The 20,524-nt window shown below is 54.8% G+C and carries 24 protein-coding genes; 17 read left to right on the top strand and 7 right to left on the bottom strand.

The annotated features are described in order from the left end of the window. Nucleotides 1–265 precede the first annotated feature (265 nt). From panB to nth, 10 genes are all read left to right on the top strand, one after another. Entirely contained in the window at nucleotides 266–1,102 is an 837-nt protein-coding gene (panB, locus tag ACR1UW_RS11870; protein WP_033010092.1) for a 3-methyl-2-oxobutanoate hydroxymethyltransferase, read from the top strand. Then, on the top strand, nucleotides 1,102–1,971 hold the full coding sequence (gene panC, locus ACR1UW_RS11865; protein ID WP_033010093.1) for a pantoate--beta-alanine ligase: 870 nt from the start codon (nucleotides 1,102–1,104) through the stop codon (nucleotides 1,969–1,971). The genes panB and panC overlap by 1 nt, the downstream gene beginning before the upstream one ends. A gap of 14 nt (nucleotides 1,972–1,985) precedes the next feature. Continuing rightward, the gene (gene panD, locus ACR1UW_RS11860) at nucleotides 1,986–2,369 is read left to right on the top strand and encodes an aspartate 1-decarboxylase (protein WP_033010095.1); all 384 of its coding nucleotides are present in this window, start codon (nucleotides 1,986–1,988) and stop codon (nucleotides 2,367–2,369) included. A gap of 50 nt (nucleotides 2,370–2,419) precedes the next feature. After that, the gene (gene dinG, locus ACR1UW_RS11855; protein WP_050367444.1) at nucleotides 2,420–5,173 is read left to right on the top strand and encodes an ATP-dependent DNA helicase DinG; all 2,754 of its coding nucleotides are present in this window, start codon (nucleotides 2,420–2,422) and stop codon (nucleotides 5,171–5,173) included. Between the two features lie 306 nt (nucleotides 5,174–5,479). Next, a complete protein-coding gene (locus ACR1UW_RS11850) occupies nucleotides 5,480–5,650 on the top strand; it encodes a YpmA family protein (protein WP_064502496.1) in 171 nt (56 codons plus the stop codon). A gap of 5 nt (nucleotides 5,651–5,655) precedes the next feature. Next, entirely contained in the window at nucleotides 5,656–6,135 is a 480-nt protein-coding gene (locus ACR1UW_RS11845; RefSeq protein WP_033010097.1) for a cell wall elongation regulator TseB-like domain-containing protein, read from the top strand. Nucleotides 6,136–6,156: 21 nt separating this feature from the next. Further along, complete coding sequence (locus ACR1UW_RS11840; protein ID WP_049624833.1) at nucleotides 6,157–7,338, top strand: pyridoxal phosphate-dependent aminotransferase; 1,182 nt, start codon at nucleotides 6,157–6,159, stop codon at nucleotides 7,336–7,338. Between the two features lie 161 nt (nucleotides 7,339–7,499). Beyond that, nucleotides 7,500–8,792 carry an asparagine--tRNA ligase gene (gene asnS, locus ACR1UW_RS11835; RefSeq protein ID WP_033010100.1) on the top strand — a complete coding sequence of 431 codons (1,293 nt, stop codon included), beginning with the start codon at nucleotides 7,500–7,502 and terminating at the stop codon, nucleotides 8,790–8,792. Between the two features lie 64 nt (nucleotides 8,793–8,856). Beyond that, entirely contained in the window at nucleotides 8,857–9,561 is a 705-nt protein-coding gene (locus ACR1UW_RS11830) for a DnaD domain protein (RefSeq protein WP_498933474.1), read from the top strand. A gap of 87 nt (nucleotides 9,562–9,648) precedes the next feature. Next, a complete protein-coding gene (nth, locus tag ACR1UW_RS11825; RefSeq protein ID WP_033010102.1) occupies nucleotides 9,649–10,320 on the top strand; it encodes an endonuclease III in 672 nt (223 codons plus the stop codon). Between the two features lie 102 nt (nucleotides 10,321–10,422). Here nth and ACR1UW_RS11820 read toward each other — a convergent pair whose 3' ends face one another. Both ACR1UW_RS11820 and recU read right to left on the bottom strand, forming a co-directional pair. Continuing rightward, nucleotides 10,423–13,080 (bottom strand): PBP1A family penicillin-binding protein, encoded by a 2,658-nt coding sequence (locus ACR1UW_RS11820; RefSeq protein ID WP_498933472.1) that lies wholly within the window; start codon nucleotides 13,078–13,080, stop codon nucleotides 10,423–10,425. Between the two features lie 33 nt (nucleotides 13,081–13,113). Beyond that, the gene (recU, locus tag ACR1UW_RS11815; protein WP_237420476.1) at nucleotides 13,114–13,719 is read right to left on the bottom strand and encodes a Holliday junction resolvase RecU; all 606 of its coding nucleotides are present in this window, start codon (nucleotides 13,717–13,719) and stop codon (nucleotides 13,114–13,116) included. A gap of 212 nt (nucleotides 13,720–13,931) precedes the next feature. On the opposite strand from recU, the gene ACR1UW_RS11810 reads away from it, so the two are divergent. After that, nucleotides 13,932–14,174, top strand: a complete 243-nt coding sequence (locus ACR1UW_RS11810; RefSeq protein WP_498933470.1) for a hypothetical protein — start codon at nucleotides 13,932–13,934, stop codon at nucleotides 14,172–14,174. 53 nt (nucleotides 14,175–14,227) lie between these two features. On the opposite strand, the gene ACR1UW_RS11805 is transcribed toward ACR1UW_RS11810, so the two are convergent. Beyond that, nucleotides 14,228–14,398, bottom strand: a complete 171-nt coding sequence (locus ACR1UW_RS11805) for a hypothetical protein (protein WP_162839627.1) — start codon at nucleotides 14,396–14,398, stop codon at nucleotides 14,228–14,230. 84 nt (nucleotides 14,399–14,482) lie between these two features. After that, nucleotides 14,483–14,683, bottom strand: coding sequence for a YppF family protein (locus ACR1UW_RS11800; RefSeq protein ID WP_033011260.1), 201 nt, complete (start codon nucleotides 14,681–14,683; stop codon nucleotides 14,483–14,485). Nucleotides 14,684–14,879: 196 nt separating this feature from the next. On the opposite strand from ACR1UW_RS11800, the gene ACR1UW_RS11795 reads away from it, so the two are divergent. After that, nucleotides 14,880–15,224 carry a YppG family protein gene (locus tag ACR1UW_RS11795; RefSeq protein WP_050367440.1) on the top strand — a complete coding sequence of 115 codons (345 nt, stop codon included), beginning with the start codon at nucleotides 14,880–14,882 and terminating at the stop codon, nucleotides 15,222–15,224. A gap of 35 nt (nucleotides 15,225–15,259) precedes the next feature. On the opposite strand, the gene ACR1UW_RS11790 is transcribed toward ACR1UW_RS11795, so the two are convergent. Both ACR1UW_RS11790 and ACR1UW_RS11785 read right to left on the bottom strand, forming a co-directional pair. After that, nucleotides 15,260–15,514 carry a sigma-G-dependent sporulation-specific acid-soluble spore protein CsgA gene (locus ACR1UW_RS11790; protein ID WP_033011258.1) on the bottom strand — a complete coding sequence of 85 codons (255 nt, stop codon included), beginning with the start codon at nucleotides 15,512–15,514 and terminating at the stop codon, nucleotides 15,260–15,262. Then, nucleotides 15,514–15,699: a hypothetical protein gene (locus ACR1UW_RS11785; RefSeq protein WP_237420474.1), complete on the bottom strand. Its 186-nt coding sequence runs from the start codon at nucleotides 15,697–15,699 to the stop codon at nucleotides 15,514–15,516. The genes ACR1UW_RS11790 and ACR1UW_RS11785 overlap by 1 nt, the downstream gene beginning before the upstream one ends. A gap of 115 nt (nucleotides 15,700–15,814) precedes the next feature. On the opposite strand from ACR1UW_RS11785, the gene ACR1UW_RS11780 reads away from it, so the two are divergent. Beyond that, nucleotides 15,815–15,955 carry a hypothetical protein gene (locus tag ACR1UW_RS11780; protein WP_162839628.1) on the top strand — a complete coding sequence of 47 codons (141 nt, stop codon included), beginning with the start codon at nucleotides 15,815–15,817 and terminating at the stop codon, nucleotides 15,953–15,955. 84 nt (nucleotides 15,956–16,039) lie between these two features. On the opposite strand, the gene ACR1UW_RS11775 is transcribed toward ACR1UW_RS11780, so the two are convergent. Next, nucleotides 16,040–16,504, bottom strand: coding sequence for an Hsp20/alpha crystallin family protein (locus tag ACR1UW_RS11775; RefSeq protein ID WP_033014031.1), 465 nt, complete (start codon nucleotides 16,502–16,504; stop codon nucleotides 16,040–16,042). A gap of 255 nt (nucleotides 16,505–16,759) precedes the next feature. Between ACR1UW_RS11775 and ACR1UW_RS11770 the strand changes: the two genes are divergently transcribed. The 4 genes from ACR1UW_RS11770 (at nucleotide 16,760) to ACR1UW_RS11755 (ending at nucleotide 20,508) form a co-directional block, all read left to right on the top strand. Beyond that, a complete protein-coding gene (locus ACR1UW_RS11770; protein WP_256385281.1) occupies nucleotides 16,760–16,885 on the top strand; it encodes a hypothetical protein in 126 nt (41 codons plus the stop codon). 325 nt (nucleotides 16,886–17,210) lie between these two features. After that, on the top strand, nucleotides 17,211–18,392 hold the full coding sequence (locus ACR1UW_RS11765; protein WP_498933466.1) for an IS701 family transposase: 1,182 nt from the start codon (nucleotides 17,211–17,213) through the stop codon (nucleotides 18,390–18,392). A gap of 26 nt (nucleotides 18,393–18,418) precedes the next feature. Then, nucleotides 18,419–19,114 (top strand): response regulator transcription factor, encoded by a 696-nt coding sequence (locus ACR1UW_RS11760; RefSeq protein WP_498933464.1) that lies wholly within the window; start codon nucleotides 18,419–18,421, stop codon nucleotides 19,112–19,114. Beyond that, the gene (locus ACR1UW_RS11755) at nucleotides 19,111–20,508 is read left to right on the top strand and encodes a HAMP domain-containing sensor histidine kinase (RefSeq protein WP_498933462.1); all 1,398 of its coding nucleotides are present in this window, start codon (nucleotides 19,111–19,113) and stop codon (nucleotides 20,506–20,508) included. Before ACR1UW_RS11760 ends, ACR1UW_RS11755 begins: the two co-directional genes overlap by 4 nt. The last annotated feature ends 16 nt before the right edge of the window (nucleotides 20,509–20,524 follow it).

Raw genomic sequence — 20,524 nt, 5'->3', positions numbered from 1 at the left:
ATTGCCACTAGAAAAAATGTGACAATTTTGTTAAAATACAAGGCGAGGAAAGGGCAGTATCTTTGTCAAGAAAGAGCTGCACCGAGGCTGGCAACATGAATAAATGGTTGAGACGATCTGCCTTGATCCTTACTCGAAGGACTGGGACAGAGGGGTGAACGAAACCGACGGCGGTTTATGGCGTCCTTCTTTCTCAAGGCGGGAAAGAAGGACGTTTTGTTTCGGTCGCGTCACCTCCTCTGCAACAAAAGGGGAGGGAGTCAATGTGAAGACGAAAACGGATTTTTTTCGCATGAAACAGACAGGCGAGCCCATCGTCATGGTGACCGCCTATGATTTTCCATCGGCCAAGCTCGCGGAGCAAGCCGGGGTGGACATGATTTTGGTCGGCGACTCGCTCGGCATGGTCGTGCTTGGCTATGACTCGACGATTCCGGTGACGGTTGAGGACATGATTCATCATACGAAGGCGGTGCGGCGGGGCGCGCCCAACACGTTTGTCGTCACGGACATGCCGTTTATGTCCTACCATGCGTCGAAAGAGGAAGCGTTGCAAAACGCCCGGCGCATCATGCAGCAATCGGGGGCGAACGCCGTCAAAGTGGAAGGAGCCGATGAAGTTACCGGCGTCATCGCCGCGCTGACGAAAGCCGGCGTGCCGGTCGTCGCCCACCTCGGGCTGACACCGCAGTCGGTCGGCGTCCTCGGCGGCTACAAAGTGCAAGGCAAAGATGCGGAAAGCGCCAAAAAGCTTATGGATGATGCGAAACAGTGCGAACAAGCGGGCGCGATCGCCTTGGTGCTCGAATGCGTGCCAAGGCAGCTTGGCGCCGCCATTGCCCGGGAGCTTCATATTCCTGTCATCGGCATCGGCGCCGGGGCCGAGGTGGACGGCCAAGTGCTCGTGTATCATGATGTGCTCGGCTACGGTGTTGACCGTGTGCCGAAGTTTGTCAAACAATACGCCGTCATTCAAGATGCCGTCGTCCAGGCATTGGCCAACTATGTCGCCGATGTCAAACTGCGACAGTTTCCAGAGCCGGCGCACGCGTTTACCATGAAGGAAGAAGAATGGGTGGCGTTATACGGAGGAAAGCAATGATGATCGTTGTCGACCGCATTGCGACAATGCAGGCGTTGATGCGCCAATATCGCCGCGAAGGAAAAACGATTGGGTTCGTCCCGACGATGGGCTATTTGCACGATGGGCACGCCGCGCTCATCGACCGGGCGCGCGAAGAGAACGATATCGTTGTGCTCAGCATTTTTGTCAACCCGCTTCAGTTTGGACCGAACGAAGATTTTGCCCGCTACCCGCGCGATTTTGAGCGTGACCGGCGCATCGCCGGCCAGCATGGCGTGGACGTATTGTTTCACCCGGAGGCGGACGAAATGTATCCGGCGCCGCTCTCGGTGCAAGCGGTCGTCAAGGCGCGCACCGATGTGTTGTGTGGGCGGTCGCGGCCCGGTCATTTCGACGGCGTGGCGACCGTGCTCATTAAGCTGTTCAATATCGTCATGCCGGACCGCGCCTATTTCGGGATGAAAGACGCCCAGCAGGTGGCCGTTGTCGCCGGCTTAATCCGCGACTTTAATTTTCCGATCGAGCTCGTGCCGGTGCCGACGGTGCGCGAGACCGACGGGCTGGCGAAAAGCTCGCGCAACGTTTATTTATCGCCGCAGGAGCGAAAGGAAGCGCCGGCGCTCTACGAGGCGCTTAAGGCCGCAGCAGCGGCTGTTGACCGCGGGGAGCGGAACGCGGAAGCCATCCGCCGCCTCGTGCGGGAGCATATTGAGGCGCATACGCATGCGGAAATCGATTATGTTGAAGTATGCTCATATCCCGATTTAACGCCGCTTTCGGCGCTCGCCGGAACGGTGCTCATTGCGGTTGCCGTCCGGTTTGCAGGCGCCCGCTTGATCGATAACATCATGGTCGAGTTGCCTGCAGCGGACAGGCGAGGGGAGTAAAGGGGGGATCGTCCATGTTTCGTACGCTCATGAACGCCAAAATTCATCGCGCCCGTGTGACGGAAGCGAACCTGGATTACGTCGGCAGCATTACCATCGATGAAGATATTTTGGACGCCGTCGGCATGGTGGCTAATGAAAAAGTGCAGGTGGTCAACAATAATAATGGAGCCCGCTTTGAAACGTATATCATCCCCGGGGAGCGCGGCAGCGGCGTCTTTTGCCTAAACGGCGCGGCCGCCCGCCTCGTGCAAAAAGGGGATATCATCATCGTAATTTCGTATGCGCTCGTTCCGGAAGAAAAAGTCGCCGCGCATCGTCCGAAAATCGCCATTATGGACGAACACAACCGGATCGCGCAGCTTATCGCCGAAGAGCCGGCACATACGATTTTATAATGTGGTCAAAAAGGGGCTTTCCGCCCCTTTTCGTTTTGAGGTGATCGTTTATGGCAATGCGCTTTGTCATTATTGATTTGGAGACAACCGGAAACGGGCCGAAAAAGGGCGACCGGATCATCCAGCTCGGCATGGCGGTGGTGGAAGGCCGCTCGATCGTGGCGCGGTTTGCCAGCTTTTTCAACCCTGAACAGCCGATCCCGCCGTTCATCCAACAGCTGACCAATATTGACGAGCAGACCGTTGAAGAGGCGCCGCTGTTTGCCGATAAAGCGGGCGAGATTGCCGCCATGATGAAGGGGGCGTATTTCGTCGCGCATAACGTCGATTTTGATTTGCCGTTTTTGCAGGCGGAGCTCGAGCGGGCCGGGCGTCCGCCGTTTGCCGGTCCGACGATCGATACGGTGGAACTTGCGCGCATCGTGCTGCCGTCGGCGGAAAGCTACAAGCTTGGCGATTTGGCGAAACAGCTCGGCCTTCGCCATGATCGCCCGCACCAGGCGGACAGCGATGCGGAAGTGACCGCCAAACTGTTCATTGCCCTGCTCGGACGGCTGCACCGCCTGCCCTTGTTGACGCTTGAACAGCTGCGCCGCCTCGCCCGCCATTTGAAAAGCGACATTTATTCGCTCTTGGACGCCGTCATTGCGGAAAAACGAAAAGAAGCGCCAGTGGATGACACGGTCGCGGTATACCGCGGCATTGCGCTGAAAAAACCGGCGCCAAAGCCGGATGACGGCAGACGGCATTCCCTTTCCGCCTCGTTTGCTGCTTTTTATGAACAGGCGCCGCCCCTTCCGCTTCCTGGCTACAAACGACGTGAAGGGCAGTGGGAGATGATGCGGCTTGTCTATGAGGCGCTGTCGACGTCTCAGCATGCGCTCATTGAGGCGGGAACCGGGCTCGGCAAATCGCTCGCCTACTTGATTCCCGCCGCCTTTTTTGCCGGTGAGCGCCAGGAGCGGGTCGTGGTAAGCACGCATACGCTTCAGCTGCAAGAGCAGCTCATCCGCCGCGATTTGCCCGTGCTGCGGCAAGTCGTGCCGTTTCCGCTTCGGGTCGCCGTCTTGAAAGGGAAGCAAAACTACCTTTCCCTCGACAAGTTCGTTTCGTTTTTGTCTGAACCGTGCGATACGTATGATGCGGCGCTGTTGAAGTGCCAGCTGCTCGTCTGGCTGCTTGAGACAGACAGCGGCGATTTGGACGAATTGAATGTGTCGTCCGGCGCCCGTCTTTTGTTGTCAGAGCTGGCCATTGGCGAGGGGGAAGACGGCGGGAGGCATCATTTTTTCGCCCAAGCGAAACAACGCGCCGAGCGGGCGAATATTGTCATTACGAACCACGCGTTTTTGCTTCATGATTTGACAGCTTCTTCGCCGCTTTTGCCGCCGTTTCGCCATCTTGTCATTGATGAGGCCCATCGGCTCGAGGACGCTGCCGCCCATTCGTTTGGCGAACGGATTGACTACGTGTCTTTTCGTCTGCTGACGGCCAAAATAGCGCAAACGCTTGGAAAATGGCCGGAAGCGGAGCACGGTGAAGCGGAAGACGCGATCGCCCGCTGCCAACGGCGTTTGGAAGAGCTGCAATTTGAAGGGGACGAGCTGTTCCGTTTGCTGCGCCGCTATGCGCTTGCGAAAAAGCCGGCGCGGGCCGGCCGTTGCCGCTGCCGTTTTTCCCCGGCTGACGAGGGCGGCCGGACGTGGCAGGCAGCGACGGAGTTATGCTGGCGTCTGCGCGACTCGGCAGCGGCGCTATGCGGTGCCGCGATGCCGCTTGTGTCAGCGCCCGCCGCGGATGGTTCTCCGCTGCCTGCTTCGCTGGCAGCGGATTTGGCGGCGTTGGAGCGACAGCTGGCAACGCTTGTCCGGCTGTTGACGGAAACGGATCCCAGCGCCGTCCGCTGGATCGAAGCGGATGAGAAAGGGGCGGCGAACGCCGTCCGCCTTTATTCCCAGCCGGTCGACCTCGCCGATTTTTTTGCGGACCGGCTGTTTATGAAAAAGCGGAGCGTCATTTTGACTTCCGCAACGCTTACGGTTCGCGGGCGTTTCGCGTATATGACGAGGCGCCTCGGGTTGGACGAGTTTTATCCGCTGTGCCGCTCGTTTCCGGCGCCGTTTCGCTACGAGGAACAGGCTGCGCTCTTTGTGCCGGCGGACATGCCGCTCGCTTCCGCTGTTTCGGTCGAGACGTATGCCGAGGCGGCAGCGGCGGCCATCACAGCAGTCGCCCGGCGCGTCGGCCGGCGGCTGCTTGTGCTGTTTCCATCGTACGAATTGTTGAAAATGACCGTCGAGGCGTTAAAAAACGACGAGGCGGACGAACCATTTGTCTTGATCGCTCAAGGGGTGCAAAGCGGCAGTCCGGCCAAGCTCATCCGGACGTTTTTGCAGTTTGAGCGCGCTGTGCTGTTTGGGACGAGCGGTTTTTGGGAGGGGGTCGATTTGCCGGGGGATGCGCTTGATGCGCTCATCATCGCGCGTTTGCCGTTTGCTCCTCCGGACGATCCGGTGATGGAAGCGAAAAGCGAACGCATTCGTGCACGGGGAGGCGATCCGTTTTATGAGCTGTCGCTTCCCGAGGCCGTCCTCCGATTGAAGCAAGGCGTCGGCCGTCTCATCCGCACCGAGCGCGACAAGGGAGTGGTGTTCGTCCTTGACCGCCGGTTGACGAACGCTCCGTACCGAGCGGACTTTCTCGCGTCGCTGCCGCCGCTTCCTGTGCATGAGGGTGGACTTTTGGAGCTGCTCGATGCGGCGGACGCCTGGCTTTGGCAAGGCCGCCGGCCCAATGGCGTTTAGGGCATGTCGTCGCTTCCTTCTCATAAAGAGAGGGGAAACGGTGCAATCTAAAGATGGCAGGCAGCAAAAAAATTCCCCGCATCGAGCGGGGCGGAAGGAAGCAAATTTGCGTTGGCGGTGTAGGCGGGCAAATTTGTTATGAAATGGTCGGACAAACCTGCTATAATAGGGAAGAAGCACAACTGCGATGCTGGCAGCCTGCGGCTTTCGCTGCCTGGCTGCAGATCTGCTGTATTTGTATTGTTGCCGGAGCCGCCGGCCTGTATAAGTAACAAAATTTGCGCCGCACAGGAGGAAGCGACGAAAATGGAAAGCAAAATTGAAGTGCTCGCCACCGTCAAAGTCCAGCATTCCGACGATTTGTACAAAATTGTCGACTGCTTGAACCGGACGCTGAAGCGCAACAATTTAATGTTTGGCCTTGCTTTGGATGAGAACGACAAACGACAGGCCGTCTTCACGATTTACCGGACGTGATCGCGATGAAAAAATGGGGATGGTTGGCTCTCCTTTTTTTTGGTTTCCTCATTTGGCAGGCATGGTCGATTTATGGAGAGGCGATGGCGCCCAAACGGTCCATGGCGGAACACGCGCTTGCGCGGGCGAGGGAGGCAGTCGGATTGATTGACGTCAAGAAAGTCTATACATATTATGGGGATGAAGCGTACACTGTATTCATCGGCCGGACGAAGCAAGAAAAAACGGACGTCGTCGTTTGGGTGCCGGAAAAAGGAGGAAATGTCGTCGTCAAGCGGGCGGACAGCGGCATCAGCGAAGCAAAAGCGCGCGCCATTTTAGAGCGCGACCGCCGCCCGCAGCAGATCATTGACGCGACGCTCGGCATGGAAAAAGGCGTGCCTCTTTGGGAGTTGACATATATCGATTCGGAAGGAAGGTATTCGTTTTATTACCTTCATTTCACCGATGGCGCGTTCTTGAAGAGGTACAGTTTTCAACGATGAGGACATGAGGGGGAAGAAGCGATGAAACTGGCAAAACGGGTGGCGTCGCTGACGCCATCGGCGACATTGGCCATTACGGCGAAAGCGAAAGAATTGAAAGCGGCTGGATACGACGTGATCGGCCTCGGGGCCGGAGAGCCGGATTTCAATACGCCGCGGCACATTCTCGATGCAGCGGTAAGAGCGATGAACGAAGGGCATACGAAATATACGCCCTCGGGCGGGCTGCCGGCGCTGAAGGCGGAAATCATCAAAAAGTTTGCCCGCGATCAAGGGCTTGAGTATGAGCCGGCGGAAGTGATTGTATGCGTCGGGGCGAAGCACGCCCTTTACACCCTCTTTCAAGTGCTGCTCGACGAGGGCGATGAGGTCATCATCCCGACGCCGTATTGGGTCAGCTACCCGGAACAAGTGAAGCTCGCCGGCGGCGTTCCCGTTTATGTGGAAGGGCTGGAACAACACGATTTCAAAATTACGCCAGAGCAGCTGAAGCAGGCGATCACGCCGCGGACGAAGGCGGTCATCATCAACTCGCCGAGCAACCCGACCGGCATGATTTACACGGCCGAAGAACTGAAGGCGCTCGGTGACATTTGCTTAGAATACGGCCTCTTGATCGTCTCCGACGAAATTTATGAAAAGCTGATTTACGGCGGAGCGAAGCATGTCTCGATCGCTGAGCTGGCGCCGGAGCTGAAAGCGCAGACCGTCATCATCAACGGGGTGTCGAAGTCGCATTCGATGACGGGATGGCGCATCGGGTATGCGGCAGGTCCAAAAGAAATCATCAAAGCGATGACCGACTTGGCGAGCCACAGTACATCCAACCCGACGTCAATCGCCCAATACGCGGCCATCGCCGCGTACAGCGGCCCGCAGGATCCGGTGGAAGAAATGCGCCGGGCGTTTGAAGAGCGGCTCCATATCATTTACGACAAGCTTGTGCAAATTCCAGGGTTTACATGCGTCAAGCCGCAAGGGGCGTTTTACTTGTTCCCGAACGCCCGCAAAGCGGCGGAGATGGCGGGCTGCCGCACGGTCGACGAGTTCGTCGCCGTCTTGCTCGAAGAGGCGAAAGTCGCCCTCGTGCCCGGCTCCGGGTTTGGAGCGCCGGACAATGTCCGCCTGTCGTATGCGACTTCGCTTGAGGCGCTGGAAACGGCGGTGGAACGCATCCGCCGATTCATGGAAGCGCGCGCGTAACCAAATCCACGCGGGGCAGGGTGGATATGCTGTCAGGCGGCAACGGCCGGTGCAGTACAAAGCGCGGCATTTCGCCGCCCCGCCCTGGCCGTTGCTGCCGTGTTGGCGCAACGGTATAATAGCGAATGATGGACGTGTCAATCATTGGAGGGAATAAGTACGTGAGAACGACGATTGCGGAAGTAAACCAATATGTCGGCCGGCAAGTCACGATCGGCGCCTGGCTGGCCAATAAGCGCTCGAGCGGAAAAATCGCCTTTTTGCAGCTGCGCGACGGGACGGGCTTCATTCAAGGCGTCGTCGAAAAGGCGAACGTCTCAGAGGAAGTATTCCAACGCGCGAAAACGTTGACGCAAGAAACATCGCTGTATGTGACCGGAACAGTGCGCATTGACGAGCGCTCGCCGTTCGGCTACGAACTGTCGGTTACGGACTTGCAAGTCATCGATGAAGCGGTCGATTACCCGATTACGCCAAAGGAGCACGGCGTCGAATTTTTGATGGACCATCGCCATTTATGGCTTCGGTCGCGGCGTCAGCATGCCATTATGAAAATCCGCAACGAGGTCATTCGGGCAACGTACGAGTTTTTCAACGACCGCGGGTTCGTCAAAGTCGATGCGCCGATTTTGACCGGCAGCGCGCCGGAAGGAACGACCGAGCTGTTCCACACGAAATATTTCGATGAAGACGCGTATTTGTCGCAAAGCGGCCAGCTGTATATGGAGGCAGCGGCGATGGCGCTCGGCAAAGTATTTTCATTCGGCCCGACGTTTCGCGCTGAAAAGTCGAAAACGCGCCGCCATTTGATCGAATTTTGGATGGTCGAGCCGGAAATGGCGTTTTACGAGTTTGAAGACAACTTGCGGCTGCAGGAAGAGTACGTCTCCTATCTTGTGCAGTCGGTGCTCAGCCGCTGCCGGCTCGAGCTTGGGCGGCTTGAGCGCGATGTGTCCAAACTTGAGTTGGTCACGCCGCCGTTTCCGCGCCTGACGTATGACGAAGCGATCAAGCTTTTGCACGACAAAGGGTTCACCGACATCGAGTGGGGCGACGACTTCGGCGCGCCGCATGAGACGGCCATTGCGGAAAGTTTCGAGAAGCCGGTCTTTATCACTCATTACCCGACGTCATTAAAGCCGTTTTATATGCAGCCGGATCCGAAGCGGCCGGACGTTGTGTTGTGCGCCGACCTCATTGCCCCGGAAGGGTACGGGGAAATTATCGGCGGCTCGGAGCGTATCCATGATTATGACTTGTTAAAGCAACGCCTTGAGGAACACCATTTGCCGCTTGAGGCGTATGAATGGTATTTGGATTTGCGCAAATACGGATCGGTGCCGCACTCTGGGTTCGGGCTCGGCCTTGAGCGCACGGTCGCTTGGATTTGCGGCGTCGAGCATGTGCGTGAAACGATCCCATTCCCGCGCCTTCTCAACCGTTTGTATCCGTAACCCCCCTGCAAAAAGGGGGTTTTTTTGCCGCCGGCATGTTATACTATAGTTGAGGTGCATCGGCATGGAAAAGAAAAAGGTGGCCGAATGGTTGGCGCAAGGAAGCGTCACCGTTCCAAAGCTGTTATTGAACCATTATAAACAGCTTGGCTTGAGCGAGGCGGAACTCGTGCTACTTTTGCATATGCAGTCGTTTTTTGAGCAAGGGATCACCTTTCCGACGCCGGCGGAGCTAGCCGAGAGAATGACGGTCCCGGCGGCGGAGTGCATGGAAATGATGCGCCGCCTTTTGCGAAAGGGGATGGTGGCCATTGAGGAGCATACGGACGAACGCGGCATCCGCAGCGAAAAGTATACGCTCGAACCGCTTTGGGAGCAGCTGGTTCACCATTTGTATGCAGAAGCGGCCAAGGATGAGCGCGGCGGCCAGCAGGAGGAGGAAAGCCTATATACGGTTTTTGAGCAAGAATTTGGCCGCCCGCTCTCCCCGTTTGAGTGCGAAACGCTCGCGATGTGGATCGACCAAGACGGCCATGAACCGGCCATCATTAAAGCTGCGCTGCGCGAGGCGGTGCTGTCGGGAAAACTGAACTTTCGCTACATCGACCGCATTTTGTTTGAGTGGAAAAAGAACGGCATCCGCACGATCGAGCAGGCGCACGATTACGGCAAAAAATTCCGCAAGCCGAAACCGCTCGCCCGCCCGGCGAAACAGGAGACAGGAGAATTTAAGCAGACGATTCCGTTTTTCAACTGGCTTGACTCGTAAACGAGAGCGCAGTCTCTCGTTTTTGTTTGGCCAAAATCGCGAAATGCTCGTATGGATGGCCAAACATCGCGAAAGGAGGAGAGAGGGATGCTGACGAAGCAGCAAATCCGCTGCTGTTTGGACGTGATGGCGGACATGTTTCCCAATGCCCATTGCGAACTTGTGCACCGCAATCCGTTCGAACTGTTGATCGCGGTCGTTTTGTCAGCGCAATGCACCGATGCGCTCGTCAATAAGGTGACGAAACATTTGTTTGAAAAATACCGAACGCCGCACGATTACATCGCGGTGCCGCTTGAAGAGCTGGAGCAAGACATCCGATCGATCGGATTATACCGGAACAAAGCGAAAAATATTCAAAAGTTGTGCGCGATGCTGATTGAGGAGTACAACGGTGAGGTGCCGCGCGACCGCGATGAATTGATGAAGCTGCCGGGCGTCGGAAGGAAGACGGCCAACGTCGTCGTCTCCGTGGCATTTGGCGTGCCGGCCATCGCCGTTGATACGCATGTCGAGCGGGTCAGCAAGCGGCTCGGCTTTTGCCGTTGGGACGCGTCAGTTCTGGAAGTGGAACAAACGTTGATGAAAACCATTCCAAAGGAAGAATGGTCGATCACCCACCACCGGATGATTTTTTTCGGCCGCTACCATTGCAAGGCGCAGGCGCCGCAATGCCCGGTATGCCCGCTTCTTCATTTATGTCGCGAGGGAAAAAAGCGGATGCGAAAGAGGGAAAACAAACGTGCGCGTGCCGACTGAATGGGCTCGCCCGCTTTTTCCCGGACGGGCATATTTCTAGGCAAGTCGCCATGAAAAAGCGGATGGCTTATCGGGCCATCCGCTTTTTTGAGGCAGGTGATCTCACTGGCGGCTTCCATTTCTCATGCCAGCATTGCCGCTGTTTCCTGATTGTGGATTGGTCGGCGTCGTTGGGGTTGTTGGTGTCGTCGGCGTTGTTGCGCCGCCATCCCCTTGGCCGTTGTCTTCGCCGCCATCATCGCGATCTTCGTTGCCATTGCCGTTGTTTCCGCTATTTCCGCCATTGTTGTTATTTTGATTGTTTCCATTGCCCCCATGATCATCGCCGTTATCCCCGTTCGTGCCGCCATTTCCGGCGCCACGGTTGTTGCCATCACCGTTCGCTCCATTGCCCGGCGCCGTCGGCTGCTCGCCGCCAGGGATGCGGATGCTCGTGATCGCCGGCTTGCTCATCCGCTCGCCTTCCTTGGCATAGACGGCGATCGTGTACGAAGCCCCTGGCGCCACGTTCGTAACTGTCACGCCTAAATCTTTGGTCGTGACCGTTTCCGTATGCCCTTGCTCGTCTTTGATGCGCACTTCAAACAGCGTGTCGTCGGTTTTCTCATCATACGACCAAGAGACGGAAATCATGTTGGCAGCTTGGTCGTACGAAGCGGCCAACCCTTTGACAGCCGGGAGCTCTTCCGGCTCATCTTTTGAGACTTCTGTCGGTTCGGTGCCGCGCACGAACAATTCATACGTAATGTCGCTTTCAGGCGTGTATTTGCCGGCAAGTTTCGGCGGATTCGTGCCTTTTTTGATCGGCAGTTTGACGACGCTGTCCGGCCGCTGAAACTCTCCGCTGCCATCGTCGAGATGGGACATCAGATCTTTCAGCAAGAGCTTCGGAATGCGCTGCTCCTGATCCCCTAATGTAGCTGTTTCGCTTTTTTTGCTGAAGCCGACCCAAATGGCCGCCGTGTAGTTTGGCGTATAGCCGATAATCCAGCTGTCCGGTACATCGTCCCGTTTGAGGCCAAACTTCGCGCCGTCTTTGCCGTAGTTTGTCGTTCCGGTCTTGCCGGCGAGCTCCAACCCTGGAACATAGGCGGACCGCCCAGTGCCAGAGCGGATGACCGATTTAAGCATGTCGGTAATCATGTATGCGGTGTAATCATGCATGACTCGCTTCGGTTTTGGCTTTAAGTCCATTTCCGTGCCGTCTGGGAAGACGATTTTCGTCACCGCATACGGCTTCGTGTAAACGCCGTTGTTGCCGAAGGCGGCGTAGGCGCCGGCCATCTGCAACGGCGATACGTAGCGCGATACGCCGCCGATTGCGTACGGCTCATATACTTCGTCAAAGCCCATGCCGAGCCGGTTGGCAAACTCTCTCGCCCGCTCCTTGCCGACCGCTTGGAACGTTTTTAACGCCGGGATGTTGCGCGACCATGTGAGGGCATCGCGCACCGTCACCGGTCCGGCGTAGCGCCCGCCGGCGTTGCGGATCGGGGTGCCGTCGGAGTACGTATACGGCTCGTCAACAAGAATGTGCGCGGTTGACCATTTTAAATATTCGATCGCCGGCCCGTAGTCCAAAATCGGCTTAATCGTTGAACCGGGCTGGCCGACAGGCTGAATTGCGTAGTTGAAACCGAACTCGATGTTGTCGCGGTGGCGTCCCCCGCCTAATGCGCGAATGGCGCCCGTTTTCGTGTCGACGAGGGCGATTCCCGACTGCAAATCTTTTTTGGCGGTAAAATGTTGATCGGAGTTTAATAGCTTTTCAACGTACGATTGCGCCTCTTGATCAAGCGTCGTGTAAATTTTCAGCCCGTCTTCAAAGACGTTGACATTGGCTTTGTCCGTCACTTCTTTGATCACTTCGTCAATGAAGGCGTCGTATGGCACGGAATTTTGCGGCTTTTTCCGCTCGGTGAGCATCGATTTGATCGGCACCTGCTTCGCTTTTTCCGCTTCTTCCGCACTGATAAAGCCATGTTTCACCATGAGCGACAAGACAGTGTCGCGCCGTTTTTTCGCCGCCTCCGGATGATCGTACGGGTTGTACCGGTTCGGGCTTTGCGGCATGCCGGCCAAGAGCGCTGCCTCGGGGAGCGTCAGCTCTTTTAAGTTCGTTTTGCCGAAGTAATATTCCGCCGCCCGGGCGACGCCATAAATGCCGTCTGAGTAATAAATTTTGTTCAAGTACATTTCCAAAATTTCGTGCTTCGAATACTTTTGCTCAAGCTGCAAGGCGAGCCACGCTTCTTGCGCTTTCCGCTCCAACGTTTTCTTTGGTGAGAGGAACGTCATTTTCACGACTTGCTGGGTGATCGTGCTACCGCCTTCCGCGCCGAACCCTTCGCGAATATTGGCGATGACCGCGCCGGCTAGACGGACGATGTCGATGCCGTGATGCTCGTAAAAGCGGGCGTCTTCGGTCGCCAATACCGCATTTTCCAGCACTTTCGGCACGTCCTTGTATGAGATGTACGTCCGTTTGTAACCGCCCAGCTCGGCGACTTTCTTTCCGCTCATATCGTACACGGTCGACGAGAGCGGATCTTTAATTTTCGCCTCATCGAGCGGAGGGGCGTCCTTGACAAAGTAGGCGAACGCAGCCACCCCCCCGATGGCGCCAAGGGCGATCATCAGCACTATCGCAATGGCGATCGCTTTCAACCAGGACCTCCCTCTTTTCTTTTTCGCCTTCTTTTGTTTCGTCTGTTTCGCTGCCTGCTTTCGTTCCACACGAGAACGATATTCACCAGACATAAGCAAATCCTGCCTTTCTTACAAGTTTTCACCTTAAGCGGTGAAGTACACGTTTTCTATTACACTAATATAATCAATTCTCGGCTGGTAGCCAAGCGGGATATAATGCCCGTATTGTTCGATTTCCCGTTTTGGGATCGACTTTCTTCCCCCGGCTTCTTGCTCATTCCAGCGGGCAATTAAGTGGGAGGCGTCAAGCAAATACGTTTCATTGAGCAGGGAAAAACGCAAAATCGCAAAGCAAATGCCGCCGTGGGCCATGACTTGCGCCATATGGCGGATTTGGTGAGCGTGGAAATTTTTCAGCGGAAACGACGTTTTGTTTCTCGTCTCCTTTGCCTCAAAGTCGATGTATTTGCCGCGATAGATGCCGTTGTAGTCGGTCGTCGACGCCTGCCGGAAATAGGCCTCTTTGATGACGGCGGCGCTCCGTTTCGGATAATCGACGCGGACGATTTGCACCGGAGTCGGCTTTTTATGGATGACGGCGATGCCGTGCTCCCGATAATATTCATTCGTCGCGTTTAAGTCGTCTTCGAGCGTCATGCCGCGGTTGGCATAGCCGGCTGCCGCCGGCGGTCGCACCGCGCTCGTTCCGTTTCCGCGGTATTCTTTTCCTCCTGGATATTTGAGTGCCATCGCGTTCATCTCCTTTGAATGGTTTTTATTATACCATACGCTCGGAAAAGATGCGCCTTTTTTCTTCCCTACGGCTGCGCCTGCTCTTGTTGTCGAATGGCGGCCGCATCCCGCTTTCTTTGCCGAATCTGTTCTACTTTTGTCGCTGCAGCAGGGAGTGATCCCCTTGGACGCGAATGGAATATCATCACGCCAGAAATGGGGGAGAGGAAATGGAAAAACGGCTAGTGAAAAAAGAAGAGATTGAAAAGCAGCTTCAGGAAATCGTCGCGCTCATCGAGCAGGTGGACGCGAAAATGGAAAGGGTGATCGCGGATGTCATTGAGGAGCGGTACGCCCAAAACAAAAAGCACCTCGCGCATCTTGAAGGGCGGATCGCCGGCGTCGAACGGCGGCTTGATGGGAAAAAAGCGAACGCGGAGCGGCCGTTGCCGTCAAAACTGTATTTTGTGTAAACAGCCGGCGGCAGAAACGCTGTCCCCTCGGCTGCGGGGACAGCGTTTTCCTTTTACGTATCTTTTCCTGTTGTGATCGAGACAGGGCCGCCTTCAGCCGTCGCGACTGTGTTGATTTCATATTCGACCCGCTCGGTATGCTTCGGCGGCGCCGGCTCGCCATGTTTCGGTTTTTCGTGGTCATGTCCTTTCAATTTATGGTTGAAATGGACGCCTCGGCCCATTGCCCAACACCCCCCTTGCTTATTACGATGGGGATTTCAGGCCGAAAGTATGCAAAAAAAAGAAGGGAAAAACTCCCTCGAGACCTAAAGTCCAGCGTATTCTTCCGTTTCGTCCGGCTGACAGGCGCCGGCTTGTTCCAGCTCGCGCACTAAGTCGCGATATTGGGCAAGCGAAATTTCCCCGCGCAAATAAAGGCGACGGGCGAAATCGAGCAGTTCGTTCGCCTCAGCCGGCTCGCAATGTTTGACCGCCATGAACTTATGTTTCAATTCCGTGATGCTCATTGATGCTTTTCCCCCTTCCCCTTTTTTACATCGTACCATGAAAATAGGAGGAAAGGGCGATTTCCGAAAATTAAAACTTCCGACAAGAGGTTACATGTCCGCGCGCACGCGGCCCAGTATACACACATATATTAGTGGCAGCTGATCCCCTGTTTTCGCTGGGGGAATCGATGATCAAAGATGGGGGAGGACACACATGCACCGTTATCCGCGACAAATTTCGCCGCCGCCCGCCCACGGACCATACAGCTTCGGCGGCCATTGGCCCTACTCATACGGCTGGCCCTTCCACCTTCCGTCGGCGCCCATTCATTGGCCATATGCTTCGCCATTCCACGCTGCCGCGCCTTCGCACCCGATGCCATACCCGAAACCAGGGCCGCTGCTGCCGCCGCCGCGCCCGTCTTTTCTCGCCCAGTTAAAAAACAGTGACGGGACGTATGATATTAACAAAATGATGAACACGATGGGGCAGATGATCAATGTCGTCAATCAAGTCAACGGCATGTTAAAAGGGCTGCTCAGCACGTTTAAAGAGTAACGAAGCCGCTCCCCCAGCGGAGCGGCTTTGCCCTGTCAAATGAGCAGCTCGTACACTTCATTCAGCTGGTAGACGCGCTCATAATCGCGCTCATCCATCGCGTAGCGGATTTCATGGGGCAAAATGCGATCCAAAAAGGCGCTCTCTTCTTGCGTCAAGTCGCGAACAAACTCGCCCTCGCCCCGGTACGGTTTGCTGATCAGCTTTTTGTAAATACGCTTTGGCGTCTCATCATGGCAGTCCAAATAATTGGACAAAATTTCCCGCAAATAGGCGAGCGTTTGTTCCATCACGATCCGCCCCCTTCAAAAAACGAGACAAACGTTCGACTGACGTTTGGTTTGCCTTCCGCATACGGGTTTTCTTCTGTGATGCGGTCTGGATCGAGATTCGTTTTGATGACAAGCCGCGGCTCAGCGGACGGCTCATTGATCAGCCGGTCGTTCAACTGTTTGAAATCGGGCAGTTTGGCCATTCGTTTTGCACCTCCTAACAGTAGCGTAGCTTAGCAGTGTCGAAAGTATGTATGGCGCGGTTATGTTCCGAAAAAACGCGCAACCTAATCGCAGACGGCAAGGAGGTGACAGACAGTGACCAACCGCAACGACAACCGGGAACGGAAAAATAAGTATCCACACAATCGTGAAGAAATCGCCAAGGAATGGGACATCCAAAAAGATCCGACGCCGGAACACAACAACCGGTATGGAAGCCCTTCGCATAAACAATAGAAGCCCGATAGGAAAAAAGCCGCTCCCGACATGGGGAACGGCCTTTTTAATGGCTTGGGTGGACGGAAGGCGCTTCTTTGGATTTTAATCGATACCGATGTATTTCCGTTTTTGCGGCAGGCGAATGACGAGTGTACCGTTTTGGAATGAAGCTTTCACTTCATGTTCGGCCACCGGATACGGAAACGGAATCATCCTCGCCACGCGCCGCCGCTGCTGGCGCCGTTCGTATACATGGCCGCTGTCGTCGGACGATTCGATCGTTTCATGGTGATCGATGACAAGTTGCAACCCATCTTCATGCCACTGCAGGCTAATTTGATCCCGCTTGATGTCCGGCAGACGGACGATGATTTGATAGTCGCGCTTCGTTTCTTTCACCTCGATCGGGATGTACGCTGCGGCAAATGTTTGGGCGAAGTAATCGTCAAGCGTTTCAAACAGTTTTTGCAATGGTCGTTCATCGAACCATTGGTTCACGAGTTTCCGCAAATGATGGAACGGGTGATTGCCGTCTCCGTTTGCAGGCGGTTGAAACGGTCCGTTCATTGCACTCCCTCTCTTTCCATTCCGCAAAGTGGCAAGGTTCCTCCGCCCGCCGTTTCCGCCGCTTGGACGGCCGGCAGCCATAGAGGCGATCCGCTTTATTGTCAATGTATGTACGGACGGGAAAAAAAGTCACTTTCCGCTTTTTTTAGCGATTTCTCATGCGGTTTTAACCCGTTTGGAATATAATGACACCACCATCTATGGTCATGCACACAAATACCGCTGCCGCCCACCGGCAGCGCGAGGAGGGATGGCGTGATGCATTGGATTCATTGGCTGGTGATGTTGTTTTTTTCTGGAACGGCTGTATCGCTTCTTTCGTACCAAGCGTTTGAAATTGTTCAGGCGATTGTCGACTGGTTTGTGGACCGCCACTCGTGAGCGGCTGCCTTTGGATGTGCGGGAAGCTTGCGGGGCGGCGTCCGCTTTCGCTTGGCTGCTGATCGCCCCGTTGGCGATTGGCTTTTTCTTTGCCTGTAGTAAAATGAAAGTGTGGAAGCGGCGCAAGGCGGGTCCTTGCTCCGGGATGGAGGACAAGAACTAGAAGCAAGAAAGGGGACGGAGACCGTGAACGGACGGATTTTATTAACTGTAGATGAGCAAATTTACTAACATAAATTTACAACCAAACAAAAAAGAAGACATGAACCCGATTCCTTGGTTAGAATAGATGTGCCACAACTATCCACAAGGAGGTTCATGTCTCATGAATAGATTAGCACATCATCAAGGAATTCACAAGTTTTTCACGATGTTGGGGTTGGCCCTTTATTTCTCGAAACCTGTGATGAAGCATCTCGTTCATATCGTGGATGCGATGATTACAAAGGGCTTTTCGGGAACGCTGACCGATCTACATCATGGGAGTTTTCATCCGAACCATCGCACGACACTGAGCCATTTTTTCACGAAAAGCCCATGGGAGGAAGAGACGCTGCTTCGCAAACTCCAGCAGTGGGTGCTTCATCGTGTCGAACGCAGCTCGAAACGAGAGAATCAACCCATTTTTGTTTCGATCGATGATACGATTTGCCAAAAAACGAAGCCCTCGTCACGGGCAACACACGCCATTCAAGGGTGTGATTGGCACTATTCTCACGTAGAGAAAAAGTCGATCTGGGGACATTCTCTCGTTTGGCTCATGGTTCATACGATGACTCAAGCGTTTCCTTTTGCCTTTCGCCTCTACGACAAGACGGTGGGGAAAAGCAAAGGGGAACTCGCGATCGAGATGCTTTCTTCGTTGGATGTGAGTCGCCCCGTTTATGTGCTCATGGACTCTTGGTATCCATCGAAAACCCTCGTGGGAGCCTGCTTGAAAAAAGGGTTCCACGTCATCGCGATGCTGAAGACGAATCGGATTCTCTATCCAAAAGGGACGGCCATTCAAGCAAAGGAATTTGCCAAATCTATGGAGCCACGGGATACCCGCCTCGTCACGGTGGGAAAAGAGCGTTATCGGGTGTATCGCTACGAAGGTGCGCTGAACGATCTCAAGGATGCCGTGGTGCTCCTCACTTGGAAAGCCGATCAGCCGATGACGCCGAAACATCTTCATTGCGTCTTGAGCACCGATCGCGAGCTAAGCGATGAAGAGATCTTGCGCTACTATGCTGCACGTTGGTCGATCGAATGTTTTTTCCGTCAAGCGAAAGACCAGCTGAAACTCGATGGATACCGCGTTCGCGGGCGTCGGGCGGTGAAACGGTATTGGATCTTGGTGCAACTTGCGTATGTGTACAGCATGTTCGAGTCTAACAGTGATTTTTCGGATGGGCTCGATCTCCTGCGCAAGAGAAAAGGACATAGCCTCGTGGAGTTCATTTATCGTGCAGCAAAACAAAATATTCCCATTGATACCGTGAAAAAACAGCTCCACGTGGCATAAGGGGTACCCTGTTTGTCTCTTTTTAAATGGTAATTATTGTAACGAAAATTGCTCAACTACAGTTATTAATTGAAGATGAAGCCGGCTTGGCCCGGTTTTTGGAGCTGGATTTAACGCATGAAGGCTTTGATGTGCACGTGTGCGGCGACGGGCGTGAAGGGCTTGAACTCGCCTTGTCGGAATCATGGGATTTGATTTTGCTCGATGTCATGCTGCCCCGCTTAAACGGCATGGAAGTATGCCGCCGCATTCGGGCGGCGAAATCGACGCCGATCATGATGATCACGGCGCGCGACAGCGTGTTTGACCGCGTCATGGGGCTCGATAACGGGGCCGATGACTACATCGTCAAACCGTTTGCCATTGAAGAGCTGCTCGCCCGCATCCGCGCCTTGTTCCGCCGCGTTCATTCTGAAGCCGACGGGCAAGTGTTGGCGTTTAAAGATTTGGTCGTTGACACGCAGGCGCGCACGGTAAAAAAGGGGGACGAGTTTATCGAGCTGACGAAGCGCGAATACGATTTGCTCGTCGCCTTTATGCAAAACATCAATGTTGTCTTGACGCGTGATGCGCTCCTTGACAAAGTGTGGGGGTTCGACGCCGAGGTGGAGACGAACGTCGTCGATGTCTATGTCCGCTATTTGCGGCAAAAGCTCGATGAACACGATAAGGAACGATATATCCAAACGGTGCGCGGCGCTGGATATGTGATGCGGCCATGAAGCGATTCCGCCCCCGCGAGCTCTCGTTGAAGGGGAAGCTGACCATCTTGTCTGCCGGAGCGATTTTTATTACGTACTTTGTCTTTACCTTTTTGCAATACCACATTGTCAAACAATGGCTGCTGAAGGAAGAAGAAAAAACGATGGAACAAACGGTGGCGGAAATTGAAACCTATTACGCGGAAAAACGTAATCTATCGTGGGAGGAAATTCGCCGCAGCCGCGCGTTTTTGGAAAAGCTGAATGAACGCTACCAGCTCATTCGCGTTACGGATGAGAAAGGAAACGTCATCGTCTCCGTTTCAAATGGGGCGGCGGTGTCGCTATCGCCAAGCGAGATGCCCGACAAGCGGAAGATGGATGAGCATTTCATCAACAACGAACGGTTTTTGCTGCTGCGCAAGCCGCTTCATATCGGACATTTGCGCGGAACGATTGAAATCGCCAGCCGGTTGACGAAGTTTCAACAAGTAACGAACATGCTTTTCCTTATTATGACGGTGATCGGTTTTGGCGCGATGGCGGCGAGCGCCTTCGCCGGGCGGTTTATGGCGCAACGGTTCGTCAAACCGCTAAAAACGTTGGCGGAAACGATGGCCGACATCAAAAACAACGGGCTGAAACAGCGGATTGATGTGCCCCCGGCGCGCGATGAAATGGCCGAGCTGATGATAATGTTCAACAGCATGATGGATGACATTGAGCGCACCTTTGCCATGCAGCGGCAATTCGTCGAAGATGCGTCCCATGAATTGCGCACGCCGCTTGCCATTTTGCAAGGCCATCTTTCGTTGCTGCAACGGTGGGGGAAGCACAACCCGGAGATTTTGGAAGAATCGCTTGAGGCGGCGATGAAAGAGGCGGAGCGGCTCAAGCGCCTCGTCCTTGAACTGCTTGACTTGTCGCGCGCTGAGGCGATCGTGATTCCAAAAGAGATTGCTCCTATTGACGCTGCTGCGGCCATCGGGCAAATCGTGAAAAATTTCCGCGTTTTGCATCCCGATTTTCAGTTTCTTGTTGATCAGCCGGAAACGCCGCTGCCGCGTCTGGCGATGGCCAAGCATCATTTTGAACAATTGCTGTTCATTTTGCTTGACAATGGGGTAAAATATTCTCAACGGGTGAAAAAAATCGCCATTTCTCTGCGAGAGGAAGGGCCATTTGTGACGGTTGCCGTCCGCGACCATGGCATTGGCATTCCGAAAGACGAGCTGAAAAACGTTTTTTTGCGCTTTTATCGCGTCGACAAGGCGCGCAGCCGCGAACAAGGCGGCGCCGGGCTCGGGCTTTCCATCGCCAAGGAAATCATCGATAAATACGGCGGGCAAATTACAGTGGAAAGCGAGATCGATCAAGGAACGACAGTCGAACTGGCCATTCCGAAAGCGGAATAGGAGGAGAGTGAGAGAC

This window comes from Geobacillus lituanicus (assembly GCF_050994965.1).
GTDB classification, from domain to species: Bacteria; Bacillota; Bacilli; order Bacillales; family Anoxybacillaceae; genus Geobacillus; species Geobacillus stearothermophilus.
Note: the sequence above shows the minus strand (reverse complement) of the source record. Positions and strands in the feature narration are given on the sequence as shown.

Excerpts from the sequence above, each read along its gene's own strand:
- ACR1UW_RS11830 (WP_498933474.1), top strand. The coding sequence starts at position 8,857 with ATGGAAAAGAAAAAGGTGGCCGAATGGTTGGCGCAAGGAAGCGTCACC.
- ACR1UW_RS11840 (WP_049624833.1), top strand. The coding sequence starts at position 6,157 with ATGAAACTGGCAAAACGGGTGGCGTCGCTGACGCCATCGGCGACATTG.
- ACR1UW_RS11785 (WP_237420474.1), bottom strand. The coding sequence starts at position 15,699 with ATGGCCAAACTGCCCGATTTCAAACAGTTGAACGACCGGCTGATCAAT.
- ACR1UW_RS11820 (WP_498933472.1), bottom strand. The coding sequence starts at position 13,080 with ATGTCTGGTGAATATCGTTCTCGTGTGGAACGAAAGCAGGCAGCGAAA.
- ACR1UW_RS11795 (WP_050367440.1), top strand. The coding sequence starts at position 14,880 with ATGCACCGTTATCCGCGACAAATTTCGCCGCCGCCCGCCCACGGACCA.
- ACR1UW_RS11790 (WP_033011258.1), bottom strand. The coding sequence starts at position 15,514 with ATGGAACAAACGCTCGCCTATTTGCGGGAAATTTTGTCCAATTATTTG.
- ACR1UW_RS11810 (WP_498933470.1), top strand. The coding sequence starts at position 13,932 with ATGGAAAAACGGCTAGTGAAAAAAGAAGAGATTGAAAAGCAGCTTCAG.
- panC (WP_033010093.1), top strand. The coding sequence starts at position 1,102 with ATGATCGTTGTCGACCGCATTGCGACAATGCAGGCGTTGATGCGCCAA.
- ACR1UW_RS11755 (WP_498933462.1), top strand. The coding sequence starts at position 19,111 with ATGAAGCGATTCCGCCCCCGCGAGCTCTCGTTGAAGGGGAAGCTGACC.
- dinG (WP_050367444.1), top strand. The coding sequence starts at position 2,420 with ATGGCAATGCGCTTTGTCATTATTGATTTGGAGACAACCGGAAACGGG.
- nth (WP_033010102.1), top strand. The coding sequence starts at position 9,649 with ATGCTGACGAAGCAGCAAATCCGCTGCTGTTTGGACGTGATGGCGGAC.
- ACR1UW_RS11850 (WP_064502496.1), top strand. The coding sequence starts at position 5,480 with ATGGAAAGCAAAATTGAAGTGCTCGCCACCGTCAAAGTCCAGCATTCC.
- ACR1UW_RS11805 (WP_162839627.1), bottom strand. The coding sequence starts at position 14,398 with ATGGGCCGAGGCGTCCATTTCAACCATAAATTGAAAGGACATGACCAC.
- ACR1UW_RS11760 (WP_498933464.1), top strand. The coding sequence starts at position 18,419 with ATGGTAATTATTGTAACGAAAATTGCTCAACTACAGTTATTAATTGAA.
- panD (WP_033010095.1), top strand. The coding sequence starts at position 1,986 with ATGTTTCGTACGCTCATGAACGCCAAAATTCATCGCGCCCGTGTGACG.
- recU (WP_237420476.1), bottom strand. The coding sequence starts at position 13,719 with ATGGCACTCAAATATCCAGGAGGAAAAGAATACCGCGGAAACGGAACG.
- ACR1UW_RS11845 (WP_033010097.1), top strand. The coding sequence starts at position 5,656 with ATGAAAAAATGGGGATGGTTGGCTCTCCTTTTTTTTGGTTTCCTCATT.
- ACR1UW_RS11765 (WP_498933466.1), top strand. The coding sequence starts at position 17,211 with ATGAATAGATTAGCACATCATCAAGGAATTCACAAGTTTTTCACGATG.
- ACR1UW_RS11775 (WP_033014031.1), bottom strand. The coding sequence starts at position 16,504 with ATGAACGGACCGTTTCAACCGCCTGCAAACGGAGACGGCAATCACCCG.
- ACR1UW_RS11800 (WP_033011260.1), bottom strand. The coding sequence starts at position 14,683 with ATGAGCATCACGGAATTGAAACATAAGTTCATGGCGGTCAAACATTGC.